Annotated in this window: 10 protein-coding genes, 1 tRNA gene and 1 pseudogene; 6 read left to right on the top strand and 6 right to left on the bottom strand. The window is 65.0% G+C overall.

The genetic code is table 11. The features are described 5' to 3' along the window. Positions 1-398: 398 nt before the first annotated feature. Positions 399-1754 (top strand): hypothetical protein, encoded by a 1356-nt coding sequence (locus tag ACT009_RS02090; protein ID WP_445192748.1) that lies wholly within the window; start codon positions 399-401, stop codon positions 1752-1754. A 2-nt stretch (positions 1755-1756) separates the two neighbouring features. Further along, positions 1757-3292: a hypothetical protein gene (locus ACT009_RS02085; RefSeq protein WP_445192747.1), complete on the top strand. Its 1536-nt coding sequence runs from the start codon at positions 1757-1759 to the stop codon at positions 3290-3292. 235 nt (positions 3293-3527) lie between these two features. On the opposite strand, the gene ACT009_RS02080 is transcribed toward ACT009_RS02085, so the two are convergent. Beyond that, positions 3528-3677 carry a hypothetical protein gene (locus ACT009_RS02080; RefSeq protein ID WP_445192746.1) on the bottom strand — a complete coding sequence of 50 codons (150 nt, stop codon included), beginning with the start codon at positions 3675-3677 and terminating at the stop codon, positions 3528-3530. A 124-nt stretch (positions 3678-3801) separates the two neighbouring features. After that, on the bottom strand, positions 3802-5079 hold the full coding sequence (locus ACT009_RS02075) for a tyrosine-type recombinase/integrase (protein WP_445192745.1): 1278 nt from the start codon (positions 5077-5079) through the stop codon (positions 3802-3804). 119 nt (positions 5080-5198) lie between these two features. Here ACT009_RS02075 and ACT009_RS02070 point away from each other — a divergent pair. Next, positions 5199-5281: transfer RNA gene (locus tag ACT009_RS02070), tRNA-Lys, on the top strand. A 23-nt stretch (positions 5282-5304) separates the two neighbouring features. Here the strand turns inward: ACT009_RS02070 and ACT009_RS02065 are convergent. The 3 genes and pseudogenes from ACT009_RS02065 to ACT009_RS02055 all read right to left on the bottom strand — a co-directional run bounded on the left by ACT009_RS02065 (position 5305) and on the right by ACT009_RS02055 (position 9864). Next, positions 5305-6351: an alpha-L-rhamnosidase-related protein gene (locus ACT009_RS02065; RefSeq protein WP_445192744.1), complete on the bottom strand. Its 1047-nt coding sequence runs from the start codon at positions 6349-6351 to the stop codon at positions 5305-5307. 10 nt (positions 6352-6361) lie between these two features. Beyond that, positions 6362-8101 (bottom strand): annotated as a pseudogene (locus ACT009_RS02060) (TonB-dependent receptor); the annotation flags it as partial. 143 nt (positions 8102-8244) lie between these two features. Next, the gene (locus ACT009_RS02055; RefSeq protein WP_445193976.1) at positions 8245-9864 is read right to left on the bottom strand and encodes an alpha-L-fucosidase; all 1620 of its coding nucleotides are present in this window, start codon (positions 9862-9864) and stop codon (positions 8245-8247) included. A 628-nt stretch (positions 9865-10492) separates the two neighbouring features. On the opposite strand from ACT009_RS02055, the gene ACT009_RS02050 reads away from it, so the two are divergent. Further along, positions 10493-11320: an amidohydrolase family protein gene (locus ACT009_RS02050; protein WP_445192743.1), complete on the top strand. Its 828-nt coding sequence runs from the start codon at positions 10493-10495 to the stop codon at positions 11318-11320. 1 nt (position 11321) lies between these two features. On the opposite strand, the gene ACT009_RS02045 is transcribed toward ACT009_RS02050, so the two are convergent. Further along, on the bottom strand, positions 11322-11960 hold the full coding sequence (locus ACT009_RS02045; RefSeq protein ID WP_445192742.1) for a UPF0149 family protein: 639 nt from the start codon (positions 11958-11960) through the stop codon (positions 11322-11324). Between the two features lie 112 nt (positions 11961-12072). Between ACT009_RS02045 and ACT009_RS02040 the strand changes: the two genes are divergently transcribed. Together ACT009_RS02040 and ACT009_RS02035 are read left to right on the top strand one after the other, a co-directional pair. Beyond that, on the top strand, positions 12073-14205 hold the full coding sequence (locus tag ACT009_RS02040; protein ID WP_445192741.1) for a glycoside hydrolase family 2 protein: 2133 nt from the start codon (positions 12073-12075) through the stop codon (positions 14203-14205). A 64-nt stretch (positions 14206-14269) separates the two neighbouring features. Then, positions 14270-15331, top strand: a complete 1062-nt coding sequence (locus tag ACT009_RS02035; protein ID WP_445192740.1) for a LacI family DNA-binding transcriptional regulator — start codon at positions 14270-14272, stop codon at positions 15329-15331. The last annotated feature ends 148 nt before the right edge of the window (positions 15332-15479 follow it).

The following is a 15479-nucleotide window of genomic DNA, read 5'->3' as shown; positions in this document are numbered from 1 at the left end:
GCCGTTCGCGGCGCCGGCGTCGAAAAGACCGCTTGCGGAAACAGCGGACATTCAGGTCTTCCTCTTCTCCAGCCAGAACGCGCAAACCTGGGCCGGCTACCGACAGGCGGGTTTCGGGTGGCTCCAAGTGCAAAGCGGTCATTCATTTGAACAACGGATGAAGCGACTAAGACTCAATGTCCGTTAGCAGCGTGGATGAGGCGCAGTCCGAAAACCGCATTCGTTCATCTAGCGTTTCCGGTTAAAACCGGCGATTGGGGGACGGATAACTACGCAGCCGCTAAGCAGGAGAGCGAAAGTTGTCGCACGAGTAATGAGTGAGTCCGCCACGAGAGAATATTGATCCATCGACAGACATCCGATGTTGCGATACTTTCCCGGGTTGTAGGGGGGTGACGATGCGAAAGTTCGTTGCTTGGATAGCTGCCACTGGCGTCGCTGGCGCATGCTGGTATGCGGCAGTACCGGCGCAATCCGTAAATCCGGCTGACCGACTGGATCGAAGAGAACAAGCCGCCGCCGACTACGCCGGCCCGATCTTCAAGCCGAGCTACGCATTTCCGGCAGCCCTTGTGAACGAGCCTCGTCCCTGGGAAGCGATCGACTTCAAAGCAGAGCCCGACCGTTACATGATGACGGTGCTCGCCTACGTTCTCGAGGGGCAGGACACCCGTCGGTGGGACGTCTCGGCGAACCCCGTGCGAGTCTGGTATCATATGCCCTGGATGGGGCCAGGCGGCGCGGGACGCGAATATATCAGCGGCCTCACGTCCGAACGCCGCTCACGAAAGCAGGAGCTTGGACCCAACCAGCTGAAGTGCCGTCAGAACTGGGCCGTGGGCTTCTACAACCCCGTCGGCGGCTACACACTCGGCAAGGTCTGGGGGCGCGTTGCGGCGGGCACCAGCAATGAGCCCGACTTGTCGGCGCTGCCGTTCAGCCGCGGAACCGTGGTTGCAAAGACCCTCTACACTCAGGCAACCGCAGACGAAGTCCCGTTGCTTGCGGGCGCTCCCACGATCCAGGCCCACATCGTCAAAGACGACACTCCGGATGACGATCAGTGCCCCGGCGATGCAACGCCGATCGGCCAGCCTGCCGCACGGGAGGAGCAGACCCTGAGACTGTTGCAGCTCGACATTGCGGTTCGTGACCCGCGCGCGACCGTCACCGGATGGGTGTTCGGGACGTTCGTCTATGACGGACGATTGCCCGGCCAAAACCCGTGGCAGAAGCTCCGGCCAGTCGGGCTGATGTGGGGCAATGATCCCGGCCTCACCGACGACGCCGCGGCCGCAGGGGGCAAGCCAACCGAAGGCGTTTTCCTTTCCGACTTCGGCATTGGACGCCATTTCGGCCGGGGTGGTCGGGTCAACGGGCCCGTCGACAATCCCACATCGTCATGCTTGTCCTGCCACGCGACGGCGCAATCGCCGGTCACATCCGGCATGGCGCCCAGCACCGGCATGCCTTGGTCGGTCGCGAAGTGCTGGTTCCGTGATCTCCCAGCCACACAAGCATTCGGTGGCGCACCCAGCGCGACGTCCTGCGGCCAGACCAGCGCCGGCCAGCGGAGCCTCGATTACTCGCTGCAATTGGCAGTCGGTGTGCGCAACGTCGCGCTGGCCCAAGCTGCGGCCGCGGATAAGGGCAAGTTCCTGGGCGCGAAAATTGTCGATCCAGAGAAGCCGGCGATCATCAATGGTGTGCGATCGCTGCCGGTGAGCCGCGACGAAGCCGTGTTCGACAAATAATCGTGAGCACCATTCAGCTCGACATGTTCGAGGTACAGCTTGGCGCGGCGATCCTGCTCCAGATGAGGAGCGGCGATGACATCGTCCGTATCCTCGCAGATGGTGGGGTGACCCGGCATCCCGCGAGCTGGGTGCATGACAAGTTGCCGAAGGCGGTCGCTGACTTCGAGCCGGTCGATCGCATTCGCCTCGATCTCATCATCGGCACTCATTATGACGCCGACCATCTCGATGGCCTCGTACCGATCATCGAGGATGAGAACATCGACATCGGGGAAACCTGGCTTCCCCCGGTTGCCAACGACGCCACGCCACATTCAGCAGAGGACACGCCAACCGACTCCCACCTGCTGGCGCTGCAGTTCGCCCGCGACGATGGAGATGAGACGCTTAGGGCGTATCTCGTCCACAAGGCACACGTTTGCGAGACAATCGCGGAGCTGGAGCGGCAAGTCTCAGAAGGCCCCCTTCACGAGCTACAGGCCTTCCTGAGTTCGCGCGAGCTCGACGAGTCGCGCATCGACGAGGATCCGCGGGGGTATTTCGAGCAGCATCTTCGATCCGCCAACGAGACGCTCGGAGACCAGGGCCATGGTCATGCGGATGACGAGATAACCGACACTCGGCTCCCCGATGAGGTGCCAAGCTTCCTCTATGTCGAAGAGGGGATCGCCGGCAGACAGCTGCTTCGCCGTTGGGAGGACAACCCGCCGCTCGCTGCCAAGGACGCTCGATCCCTGGCCTTCATCCGCAAGAGTGCAGCCAAGGACGCGATCAACGCGACGTCGCTCAATGCCGTCGTCAAAGCGCTGAAGGACCGAAAGCTACCAATTCGATCGGCCACCATCAACGATGGCGCGCCACGGCGGTTCGTCTGGGACAAGGCCGAGCGGCGGTTCTATCCGAGCGCCAACAATTCCTCCGACGGACCTGTCCTGACGCTGCTTGGACCTTCCGACGGTCTCGTGAAGAAGCATTGGGATCGGCTACCAGTAGGCAGCTATCTTGCTCTGGCAACCTATGCGCGCCTACCCGTCAAATCGATCACTCCCAGCAATCAGCTCAGCTACGTCGTTCGGGTTGCCCTTGAGGAGCAGAATGTTCTGATCAGCGGCGACGCCGGCCTTGTCGATTTTGCATCCGGGCGAAATCAATATCATCAGCCACTGATCGATGAACTGGCGCCGCTTCATGTCGTGCAGGTTGCGCATCATGGTGGGCTCAACGCCCACTTCTACAATGCCCTGCTCGCGTCCGGCTACGCGACGCAAACCGCGCCCAGCTATCTCCTGCTCTCGCATGCGACGAACGATGCGTCGCGGCCGTCCGGAATCTTCGCCAAGTTCGTCGAACTGATCCGCGCACCTCAGCGGTCCCTGACGGTCCTCTTCACGGCGACGCCACAGGAGCCATTCGTGCGCGACTATAAGAAGCTGATCGGACCCGTCCGAGGAGGGGCGCCGGAGGAGTGCGGCGACGTCAGGCTGGAGTTCGGCGATCGCGGTTGGAACCTAGTACAGCACCTGGTTCAGGTCTGACCCTGGATCCGCACTATCGCTGAGGCACCCCAGCGCTGTACTAGGTTCCATTTGAGATCCGCCCTCGGACCGATGCAACTCGTCATGATGGCACCGCTCGCGAGACCGGAGCTGCGTGAGAGCCGCCTTCTTGCAGGAGCGCTGGCAGGGCGTTCATCCAAGGCTAGAGCGCCTGCTCCCGCGTAAAACCTTCGTTCAAGTGGCGAACAAGGAAGGGCGGCTTCCGTCCCGAATGTCAAATGTCCCGCACGCCGCAGAGCTGGATGAACAAACGGCAGGTTTCGGGCTCGGCTAAGGAGCGATTGATCGGCTGATGTAGGGCGCGTTGCCGATCGTCCGCTTTGACCGGCGTGATCGTCAGCTTCCGTCGATAGCGGACGTTCATCGGAGATGGAGTCAACGACCGGCTTTTGGTCGGAAGCCGCCCGGCAGCTCAGCGGCAGGCACGACCAACTTCGGGGTAGAGCGCTAGGCTCGCGCCGCGTTTGTGCGCCTTACATGAAGCCGATCTACTCGGTCTCAGCGCCTGCGTTCATCTTCCGACGGGAGGCTCGGGCTGCCCCCTTCGTAGGCTGTTCCTTCACGAGCTTTTGAACTTCAGCGCCCCAGGCTTCGAGAGCTGCCCTTTTCTCGGCTGCGAAGCCATAGCGCTGGTACACTCCGACGATACCGCTTCGACTTCCCGAGACATGGTTCAAAACCGCCTCGGTGACTTCCAGTCGAACGCCGAGTCGCTGGAGCCCCGTTGCCGCCGTCCGTCGAATGTCGTGGAGCGTCCAGTCGCGTACCACACCGAGTTTTTCGAGCATTGCAGCCCGTAGCCGCGCCTGAACCTTGCTGAAGCCGCTCGGTCCATTACGCGGCTGACCTCTTGCCGGAAACAACTTGGGGCTATCCGGCACCTCGTCGATCTTCTTGAGAACGGCAAGTGCCTCCCGGGAAAGCGGAACGAAGTGGCGCTCACCGTTCTTCGCCCGCTCAGCGGGTATCCACCACTCACCACGTTTGAGGTCGAACTCGCTACGGTCCGCGCTGAACACCTCATCGCGCCGCTGCCCGGTCAGGATCAACAATTTTAATGCAGGCCCCCAAGGAAGCGGTTCGGCCTCTAACAGCTTCCACAGGGTCGCAAGCTCCCGGTCGTCGAGCACGCGGTCGCGAGCCTTCGGCGCCTTGGGACGGCCGGCGTCTCGGCACGGGTTTGTGGGAAGTCGATCTAGCCTGGGTAGTGCCCACGAGTAGAATGCGGACAATTGCGCATGGACGTTGCGCGCCATCACAGGCGCAGTAGCGGCGACGCTGTCGACCAGTGCCGTGATGTCTCCCCGAGTCACCGCGTCCGCCATTCGGTCACCCAGCACCGGGATCACGTAGTTTTCGAGAACCCGCTTCATCTCCCCGACGGATCGGCGATCCGCCTTCGCGGCCAGATAATCTGGGACCATGCTGCGGATTGTAAGCGTGCTGGTTCGCTTGCTCGGTGTCCTCAGTTTCGAACTAGGGTCCCCGCCAGTCTCGATGTCGCTGATGATCGAGCGGGCCTTCTTCCGGGCGTCGGCAAGACCGAAACGAGCACCGTACTGGCCGATCGTCATGTTCTTGATCCTGCCCCCTACCCGCTTGCGGACGATGAACGTCTTCAAGCCGGTGGCACCGATCCGGACTCGAAGCCCTGGAACCGCGGGATCGCTGACCTCGATCTGGCCCCGCTGCGGTGCCTTCAAACCCTTCAGCTTCGCGTCGGTGAGAACCGTCTTGTTACCTAGGATGTTACCTATGTTCTCCATCTGTCCCACCTCGATTCCGGACCCGCTGATGTGTTACCTTAGGTATCAATTGGGGTCAGATACCCCGGTAAACTGCGGGAAACCTTGGGATAATGCAATGGCGGATTTCTGCGGTTTTTGGACGTTCTGGGGCCTTGCGGGACACCCCAAAAAATGACTCTTAATCAGCGGGTCCTTGGTTCGAGCCCAAGTGCGTCCACCATATTCATCGTCGAGAAGCGCGGATCAGCGGGTGCGGCGATCGTCCACCGCGACGAAGCTGTAGCGGCCCGATCCGATCTCGATCATCGTGCCGCCGGCGACCACATGGGCGCCGACTAGCGGACGGCCGCTCTCGGTGATCCGCGCGGCGGCCGGGACCGGGAGCAACACCTCCGCCCGGCTGTTCGGCGGCACCTCGACGTCCAGCGTGAAACGTTCTCCCTCGCGACGCCAGTTCGACACGATCGGACCACGCACGGAGTCGTAACGGGTTTCGGCTTGCGCCATGCCGGGCGGCGGGACCGGCGCGACCGTGATCCTTGCATAGCCGGGCGCGGCGGGTGCGAGGCCGCCGACGCTGCGATAGAACCATTCGACGATCCCGGCATACATGTCGTGGTTCCACGAGCGGCTGATCGGGTAATTCCATGCCTCGGGTATCGCGGTCAGCCCGTTGGCCACCATGTTCCAGTAGCTCGGCATGGTCGGTTGCAGGATCATCCGGTCGACCAGGTCGCTGCGCCGCATGTCGCCGAGCGACCGCCAGACATAGGTCGTGGCGACATCGCCCGCGGCGATGTGATCGGGCAGGATCGGGCCGAACAGGCCGTCGCGGTCGGGCTTCAGCGTCGGATGGCGGATCGTGTCGATCAGCGCCTGACGCACCGCGGTCTCGTCCGCGGGGGCGACCAGCCCGAGCGCGAGCGGCAGGGCCTGCGCGCCCTGGCTGGCGGGACGGTAGCGCCCCGCCGCGCGATCGTAGAAGGCGCGGTCGTAGGCGGCGGCGACGCGCACGGCCCCCGCGGCGTATCGGCGTGCGTCACCGGCCTTGCCGAGTATCTCCGCGATCTCGGCCATGAGCTTCAGGTCGTGCGCGTAGAACGCGGTCTCGGTGTTGCGCGGCATCGTGCCCGCGGTCGACATCCAGTCGCCGAGCCCCCCGCCGACGATCCCGTTTCGATCTTCGATGGTCCGTAGGAACGCGGCGTAGCGCTGCATTGCCGGATAGTTTTCGGCAAGCGCGCGCTTGTCGCCATAGCTTTGGTAGAGCGTCCAAGGCACCGTGAACATCTGCGCCGCCGCTGGTGTTGGTGATGAAACCGTCGCTCGACGTGTTGGTCTTGACCACGCGCGCACCGGCATTGCCGCGCATGCGGATGCCGCCGACGGTGAAGTCGAGATTGGCGAGCGCGTAGCCGGTCAGCGTCTCTTCGGTTAGCCCGAAGCCCGATTGGGGCTGGAATTCCGGACCGCCGAGCCGCAACCCGAACTTGCGCCGGATCACGTCGAAATCGCGCAGCGTCGACATCCGCGGCGCGAGAAAACGGGTGGGCACCGATACGCCGCGGAACGTGTTCAACAGGTCGAGATTGACCACCTCCAACCCTTCCGGAAAGTCGCTCAGCGGAACCCCGCTCCCATCGGTGCTCGTGTAGACGCCTTCGCTCCGGGTCTTGCGGTCGGCGTAGCGGAACCCGACCTTGATCGACGACAAAAAGCCGCCATCGATCTGGTAGGTCGCGTCATTGTTCCACGCCACCTCCGACCCCCGATCACTGCCTAGCGATTGCGCGATGCGATCGAAGCGGAAATTGGCGGGATTGGTGAGATCGATGCCCAGCGTAGTGAACGATGGCGCCGACGTGCTGACATCCATGTAATAGCGCGGAGCGTTGCCGACGATCGCGATCTGAAGGAAGTCGCCGTCGGTCTTCGCCCGCGTGTAGGACAGGTCGGAACGGACGCTGAACGCTCCCCGCTTCCACTTGACGCCGCCCGCCGTCTGCCAGGTCGTCGATATCCGTTTGCCGGTGAACGGGCCGATCAGGATCTGCACGTCGCGCAGCGTCCCCGACTGGAAGTCGCGCGTGCCCGGCGAGAGCGCGATCGGGCCGTCGAGCGCGACGGTGGCGCCATCGGCAAGCCCGTACAACAAGTCCACCGCTTCGTTGCGCCTGAACTTGTTGTAATAGCCGTCGGCATAGACTTCGAGGTCGGCGCTCGGTCGCCATTGCAGCGAACCGTTGAAGCCCAAGCGGACACGCTCGCCCTTCACCGACCCTATGCCGCTGCCGCCGGGCACCAACACCGCGTCCGCCGCCTCGTTGCGAATGCCATTGCCGTTCGCATCGGCCGCGTCGGTACGCGACCGGAAGGACTCGACCGCCGAATCGTCGGTGCGATAGGATCCTTTTTGATAGGAGCCTGCGATCAGGACGCCGATCTCACCAATGCCGGTGTCCCAGCGGTTGCTGATGAGACCCGAAACCGTCGGATCGGTTTTCCCCCGATAGTCGTAATAGGTGCCGCGGGCCTGCGCTGCGATCTCCAGTCCGTCCGAATCGAGCGGTTTGCGCAGGCGGAGGTCGACGACGCCGCCGATGCCGCCCTCGATCTGGTCGGCGCTGGCGGACTTGTACACATCGGCCCCGGCGAGCAGTTCGGACGGCACGTCCTGATAGGACAGCCCGCGCCCGCCAGATGCGGTGAAGATCGATCGGCCGTCGAGCAGCGTCTGCACCTGCGTCAGGCCGCGGATCGCGATACCCGATCCTTCGCCTTGGTTGCGCTCGATCTGGACGCCGGTGATCCGTTGCAGGGCTTCGGCGACGGTGACGTCGGGAAGCTTGCCGATATCCTCCGCGACGATCGAATCGACGATCTGGGCGGAGTTTCGCTTGATCGCTTGCGCCGATTCAAGGCTGGCGCGCAGGCCGGTGACGATGATGTCGTCGGTCGTTGCGGGATCTCCCGCCTGGGCGTCAGACTGGACGGAGGTCGCAGCATCCGATGCGTTCGGCAGCGCGCCGCTAGATGCCATCTGTGTCTGCGCCGCCGCTGGCGCCGAAAGGATCAAGGCCGCGCTCGATACCGATGCCGTTAATATGATGGAAGCTTTCACTCTTTCCTCCCCTTTATCGTTGAATTGATATTCAATCGTTTGCCGTCGGACCGGCACACGGGTCAGATCAGCCCGGTCCCCATGATCCGGATCGCGGGCACGAAGCGGGTCGGCCCGCGTTTGGGGACTTCGACACTCAGCGCCCCCGACTCGTGGCGAAAGGCGAGCGCGCCGCCGCCTATCAACTCGACCCGGTCGATCGTCGCACCCGGCAGCGCATCCTTGCCGAGCGAGGCGATGCGCACCGTTTCCTCCGGCCAGTCGAGCACGAAGGCATTGAGCACGCCGGCCTTGCGGTCGACCGTGAAGCGGATGTCCTGCGCCGTGAACGGCTTGGCGCTGCCCTCGTTCTGAACGCCCTCGCTACGCCGCGTCGGGCCCTCGCCGAAGATCCGCCAAGGCCGGGTGCCGTGAATCGCGCCGCCGTTGACCGCCATCCATGCGGTCAGGCCGTCGAGGAATTTCTCCTCTTCGGAATCGATCGTGCCGTCGCCGCGCTGCGGGATCGACAGCAGCAGATTGCCGTTCTTCGACACGATGTCGCACAGCCGCTGGACGATGTCCTCGGGTGTCTTGTACGCCTTGTTCTCGTAAATCGAGCGGTCGTAATGCCAGGCGCCGATGCAGGTGCAGGTCTGCCACGGCTCGGGTCGCAGCGTTTCCGAAAAGCCGCGCTCGACATCCTCGGTCAGGAACGTCTTCTGCCACGGGAACAACAGCTTGGCATTGACGACGACGTCGGTGCTGCCGTGCCAGTCGAGCGCCTTGTTGTAGTAGTGCGCGACCGCGTCGAGCCCGAGCTGATTGAACGGCAGCCGGGTATCGTCGAAATAGACCAGGTCGGGCCTGTACTTGTCGACCAGATCGTTCTGCCGCAGCAGCCAGCGCTTGGCGAAGCCGGGGTTCTGCCAGGGAATGTCCTCTGGCCAATGCCCGGTATTCCTGCCCTGCCAGTCGAGCATCGCCTTGGTCGTGGCGATGCCGTCGGGGGCGACGATGCTGGGGCCGGTATAGAGTTCCTGGGGGTCGAGCCCCTCCCACCATTGCCCCTTGCCCGCCGCCTTGCGCAGCGTGAACGCGTCATAGCGCACCCCCGCCATCGGTCCTTCCGCATCGTAGGAATAGGCGGGCTGGTAGAAATGCCAGGCGTGCGCGCTGTGGTTGCTGACGCCGAAGCGCAATCCCGCCGCGCGTGCGGCCTTTTCCCAGGTGCCGACGATGTCGCGCTTGGGCCCGACCCGCAGCGAGTTCCAGGAATGGTAGCTGCTGTCGTAATGATCGAAATTGTCGTGGTGGTTGGCCATCGACACGAAGTACCGCGCGCCCGCCTGCTTGAACCGCGCGACCAGCGCCTCGGGCTCCCACTTCGCCGCCGTCCAGCGATGGTACATCTGCATGAAGCCGACCTTGGACGGATGGCCATAGGTCTTCAGGTGATGCTCGTAGGCGGAGTCGCCCTGCAGATACATGCGGCGCGCGTACCAATCGCCCTGTTCGGGAACGCATTGCGCGCCCCAGTGCGCCCAGAGCCCCAGCTTTGCGTCGCGGAACCATTCAGGCCGGCGATAGCCGCGTTCGAGAGCGGTCCAATCGGCGCCGATCGCCGTCGCCCCGGCTGAGCTCGCCGCCAATCCGATCGGCAGCATCGCGCCGCCGCGGAGCAGATCGCGCTTCGTAATCATCGTGCCGCCACCGATGCCGAAGCCCGGTCGAGCGGTCGCACATTCTTGGTCAGCCACCTCATCATCGCTCTCCCCACAGTATCGGTCTCTCACCATCATCGCGGACGGCGGGCCTTCACAAGCAATGTGTACCTGCATCATAGGTTAGGTGCAACGATATAAAAGCTGGGTTTCGCAGATGAAATGCAGAAAATTGGTGTGGATCAGGACGATTTGCGCCCTTTCGATCGACGCGGCACCCGGTTCGGCTCGGATCGTGCGACTCGATTCGCCCTTTTCGCCACCAAAACCGTCACCCGCGACCCGGACGCTCAGCGACCCGCCCGCCCGGCCAGCTAACGAACGCCGCGATCCCGCGAGGGCCGGGTTCCAAATTATCTAGCGGTAATAGATGCGGGCAGCCGCCGGCCGGTCGCATCGATCTCCCCGCGATAGGCGAGATGCCGATGTCGGTCGTGGCGAACAGCGGGTCCAGCTTGGCGCCGTCGCGAACTTGGGCGGACGACACGGCTTCTCCCCATCGGTATAGGCACTTGCCGATGATCTTGCGGTGACGCCTAGCTGCTCTCATAAGTGCGACCTCGTTTTCGTCTGCGCAATCGCGCTGTCGCGACAGGAGCACCGGACCATGCGCATCGATGCCCATCACCACCTCTGGCGCTATGATCCCGTGGCATTCGGCTGGATCGAACCGGGTTGTGCGATCGCACGCGACTTTGCGCCCGCCGATCTCACCGCCGCGATCCGAGCCGGCGGGATCGACGCGTGCATCGCGGTACAGGCGCGTCAGCTGCCCGAAGAGACTGACTTTCTGCTCCGCTGCGCAGAGACGACGCCCGAGATCGTCGGCGTGGTCGGCTGGATCGATCTGCGCTCCCCCGATGTCGCCGCGACGATCGACGAGCAGGCGCACCCGGCGCTGCTCGGCTACCGCCACGTCGTGCAGGACGAGCCCGACCCCCGCTTCCTGCGGCAGGAGGCATTCGTTCGCGGCGTCGCGGCGGTCGCGGCGCGCGGGCTCACCTACGACCTGCTCGTCACCCACGAGCAACTCGCAGACGTCCCGGCGTTGCTCGATCGGATCGGCGATGGCCGCTTCGTGTTCGATCACGCCGCCAAGCCCGCGATCGCAAGCGGCGGCTGGCAGCCTTGGGCGGATCGCGTCTCCGCGGTCGCCGCCTATCCGCACATCTGGTGCAAGATCTCCGGCTTGGTCACCGAAGCGGACCATCGTCACTGGAGCGCCGCGCAGATCGAACGCTATCTCGATCACGTCCTGACGCTGTTCGGCCCCCACCGGCTGATCTGGGGGTCCGACTGGCCGGTCTGCCTACTCGCCGCCGGATATGGCGATGTCGTGCGGCTGATCGAGGATTTCGTCGCCAGCCGTTGCCCCGGTGCACGCGACGCCGTCTTTGGCGGCAACGCGATCGCCGCCTACGCTATCCAGCGCTAGATCAGGCAACGCCACAGCATTTCTTGTGCTTCTTGCCCGACCCGCACCGACAGGGATCGTTGCGCCCGGCCTTCGTCACGGGCTCCGACGCAGCGACGACGATCGCACGTTGCGGCGCGAGGACCCGCAGGTGCTCCACGATGGCGGTCGGGGCCGCGTCGCTCAACGCGTTGATCTCGATGCTCATCAGATCCGATCGCTCGGCGGCGATGTCGGCAAGCACGAACAGGTGGTCCAGCGCTGTGTTCTCCGCCGGCCCGGCATCGTCGACGCTCGACAGGAAGCGGTCGGCGGCCGCGGCGAAGCCCCAGATCCACTCCTCCCAGACGGCTTCGCGGTTCTCGTCGATGTCGAACAGCGGCTTCGGCTTGTCGCGCGCCAGATCGCGCCCGATCTCGGCCAAGCGCGCCAGGACCATTTCCGCGAACAGCGCCGCGTCGATCGGATCGTCGAACGGCACCGGTTCGTGCGCGATCCCGCCCCAGATGCCCGGCATCCACTCAGCTGGCGCGATCGCGGTGGGACAAAGCGCCACCGCGGTGAGATAGCCGTCCAGCTCCGACAGCAGCATCGGTTCGTCGACCGGCAAGTCGCCGAGGATCTCGTCGAGGCGGCGGAGCCGCGAGGGTAGCTTGGGCATGCGTCGGACGATCCACTTGTTCGCTGGCACCCATTGCATGCCAAAGCCGAAAAGTGGTAGCTGTGTCCAACGCTGGCACAGTCGATGCCCGCTCGATGAAGGGGATGCGGGCATGACGCTTCGATGGCTGGTCAGCGGGTGCGCCTTGCTACTGCCGATGATGCCGAGCGCGGCGGTGATCGCGCAGCCGGTGACCGCCGAGGTCGCCGCGGGGCGGCGGACAGTCGCGCTCGACGCCGGTTGGCGGTTCGAACGCGGCGACGTCTACGACGCGCTCCGTCCCGACTTCGAAGACGCGAAATGGTCAGAGGTCACGCTGCCGCATACCTACAACGGCGCGGACGGCGACGATGGCGGCGGCTATTATCGCGGGCCGGGCTGGTATCGGCGCAGCTTCGATGTCGCCCGGCCCGCCGACGGACGGCGGCGCTTCCTCCAGTTCGACGGTGCCGCGCTGGCGGCCGACCTGTGGGTCAACGGTCGCCATGTCGGCCGGCACGAGGGTGGTCACGCCGCGTTCCGCTTCGATATCACCGACGTGCTGGTGCCAGGCCGCAACGTCGTCGCGGTGCGCGTCGACAACACCCAGCGCCCGGAGATCACGCCGCTGGGCGGCGACTTCACCGTGTTCGGCGGGCTCTACCGCCGCGTCTTCCTCGTCGAGAGCGCGGATGCGCATGTCGACCTGCTCGATTATGGCGGGCCGGGGGTGGCGGTGAAGCAGGGCGCGATCACGCCCGCCAGCGCCGCGATCCGGGTCGCCGTCCGGGCCGCGAACGACGGCGCGACCAGGCGCAAGCTCGGCGTGCGCACCACCGTTGTCGACGCGAGCGGCCGGACGGTCGCCACCGCGACGCGGCGGGTTGACGTCGCCCCGCGCACGGTGTTGCCGGTCGACGTCGCGCTCGCGATCCCCGATCCGCATCGCTGGAACGGCCGCAAGGACCCCTATCTCTACCGCGTCGCGACCGAGATCCTCGCCACGGACGGCAGCGCGATCGACCGGGTCGAGGTGCCGCTCGGCCTGCGTACGATCGCGTTCGACGGCGACAAGGGCTTCGTGCTTAACGGCACGCCCTACTCGCTCCACGGCGTCAACCTGTTCAACCCCGGTCGCCCGGGGCGGGGGCTGGCGGTCACCGATGCCGAAGTAGCTGCCGATTTCGACACGCTTGTCGATCTCGGCGTCACCGGGCTGCGGCTGGTCCATTTCCAGCACCCGCAAGCGTCGTACGATGCCGCCGACCGCCTCGGCCTGCCGGTCTGGACCGAGATCGGGATCAACAGCCGTATCGACGCGGGCAAGCCGTTCGCCGCCGACGTCGTCCAGCAGATGCGCGAGCTGATCCGCCAGAACGTCAATCACCCCTCGGTGATCCTCTGGGGCATCGGCAACGAGGTCTATGGCGAAGGCCCCGAGGTGCCCGAGTTGCTGAAGGTCGCGCAAGCCGCGGCCAAGGCCGAGGACACGAGCCGCCCGACCGTCTACGCGCATTGCTGCCAGGGCGACGATGTCGCCAAGGCGCGGGTCAGCGACCTCACCGGCTTCAACCGCTATTTCGGCTGGTACAAGGATCAGTCCGGCGCGACGATGGCGTCCTGGGCTGACGGCTTCCGCGCCGCGCATCCGCACCGCCCCTATGCGGTCAGCGAATATGGCGCCGGCGCCAGCATCCGTCACCAGCAGCAATCGCCACCCTCGCCCATTACCGACGGCGGCTGGCATCCCGAACAATATCAGGCGCTCTACCACGAGACCAATTGGCGGGCGCTGCGCGACCGGGCGGGGCTGTTCGGCACCTTCGTCTGGGTCGGCTTCGATCTAGCCTCCGACGGGCGGGCCGAGGGCGATCGCGATGGCATCAACGACAAGGGGCTGGTCACCTACGACCGCGCAATCCGCAAGGACGCATTCTATTGGTATCAGGCGAATTGGTCGGACCGCCCGATGCTCTACATCACCAGCCGCCGCCACACTGACCGCATCGATCCGGTCACCGAGGTGAAGGTCTACGGCAATGGTGGCCCGGTGACACTGAGCGTGAACGGCGTCGCGATCGGCACGCAGCCGCTCGACGATCATATCGCGCGCTGGCGCGGCGTCACGCTCCCCCCGGGCGACAACCGGATCGAAGCGAGCGCGACGCAGGGCGGCACCGTCACCCGCGACGCGGTGACCTGGCACTATTCGCCGCCTCCCGCGATCGTCGGCGCCGACTATCCGGTCACCCCGCCCAAGCCATAACGCCCGCGCCCTCGACGGATCGCCCGCCGGTCGCCTAGGATCGGCGACAAGCCAAAGGACCGAGATGATCGACCAAGAGCCAGACAGCGATCGCTTCACGCCCAGCGGCGCATCGGTCACGATCACCGATGTCGCGGCCGCCGCGGGCGTCTCGATCCGCACCGTGTCGCGGGTGCTCAACGGCTCGCCCAAGGTCGGCAAGGATACGCGTCGCGAGATCCAGGCGCATATCGACCGGCTCGGCTTCCGCCCGAACAGCCGCGCGCGCGGGCTTGCGGCGGGCCGCTCCTTCCTGATCGGCGTCGTCCAGGACGATCCCAACGCGCACGTCATCGGCGTCTTCCAGCGCGGGATCGTCGAAATGTGCTCGCAACAGGGCTATGAACTCGTCGTCCATCCCACGGGCTACGACGACCCCGACGTGATCCGCAACGTTCAGGATTTCGCGCAACGTTCACGCGTCGACGGCATCATCCTGCTGCCGCCGTTGTCGGAGCTCGAGGGGCTGGCACTTGCGCTGCGCGACCTGCAACTGCCAGCGGTGGCGATGGCGTCGGTTCGCGTCCCCGCGCACCCGGTGATGCTGGTGAGCGACGAACGCGGTGCCGCCGCGGCGCTGGCGGATCATCTGGTCGGGCTCGGTCATCGCCGGATCGGGATCGTCACCGGCCCCAAGCGCTTTCGCTCCGCCGCCGAACGGCTGGTCGGCTTTCGCGAGGCATTGGAACGCCACGGCATCGCACTGCCCGACGATTATGTCCGCGAAGGCGATTACGGCTTCGCCTCGGGGCTGGAAGCCGGCCGACAATTGCTCGCTCTGCCAGCACCGCCGACCGCGATCTTCGCGAGCAACGACAACATGGCGGCGGGGGTGATGAAGGCCGCCAACATCGCCAGCGTCGCGGTGCCGGCGGGCGTCTCGGTAGTCGGCTTCGACGACAGCGACATCGCGGCGATGATGATCCCCGCGCTCAGCACCATCCGCCGCCCGCTCGCGGAGATGGCGCGCAGCGCGACCCAGCGGTTGCTGGCGATGATCAACCGCGGCAACGCGGTGATCGAGGACGAACGCTTCGACCTGCACCTGATCGAGCGGGACTCTGTGGCGCGCGCACCCGCCGAATAGCCGCACAGTTACCGTAAACCCGTAGGCATCCTATCCGGCTGCCACCCGATCGACCGCTGGGGTGAGTTTTGTGCCAGCGGTGGCAACAATCGTTTGACTCGAATTTGGCGATCTGCTGGAACGTCGATCAAGCCGTCGATGAGCGGTG

The organism is Sphingomonas sp. Tas61C01 (assembly GCF_052567495.1).
Note: the sequence above shows the minus strand (reverse complement) of the source record. Positions and strands in the feature narration are given on the sequence as shown.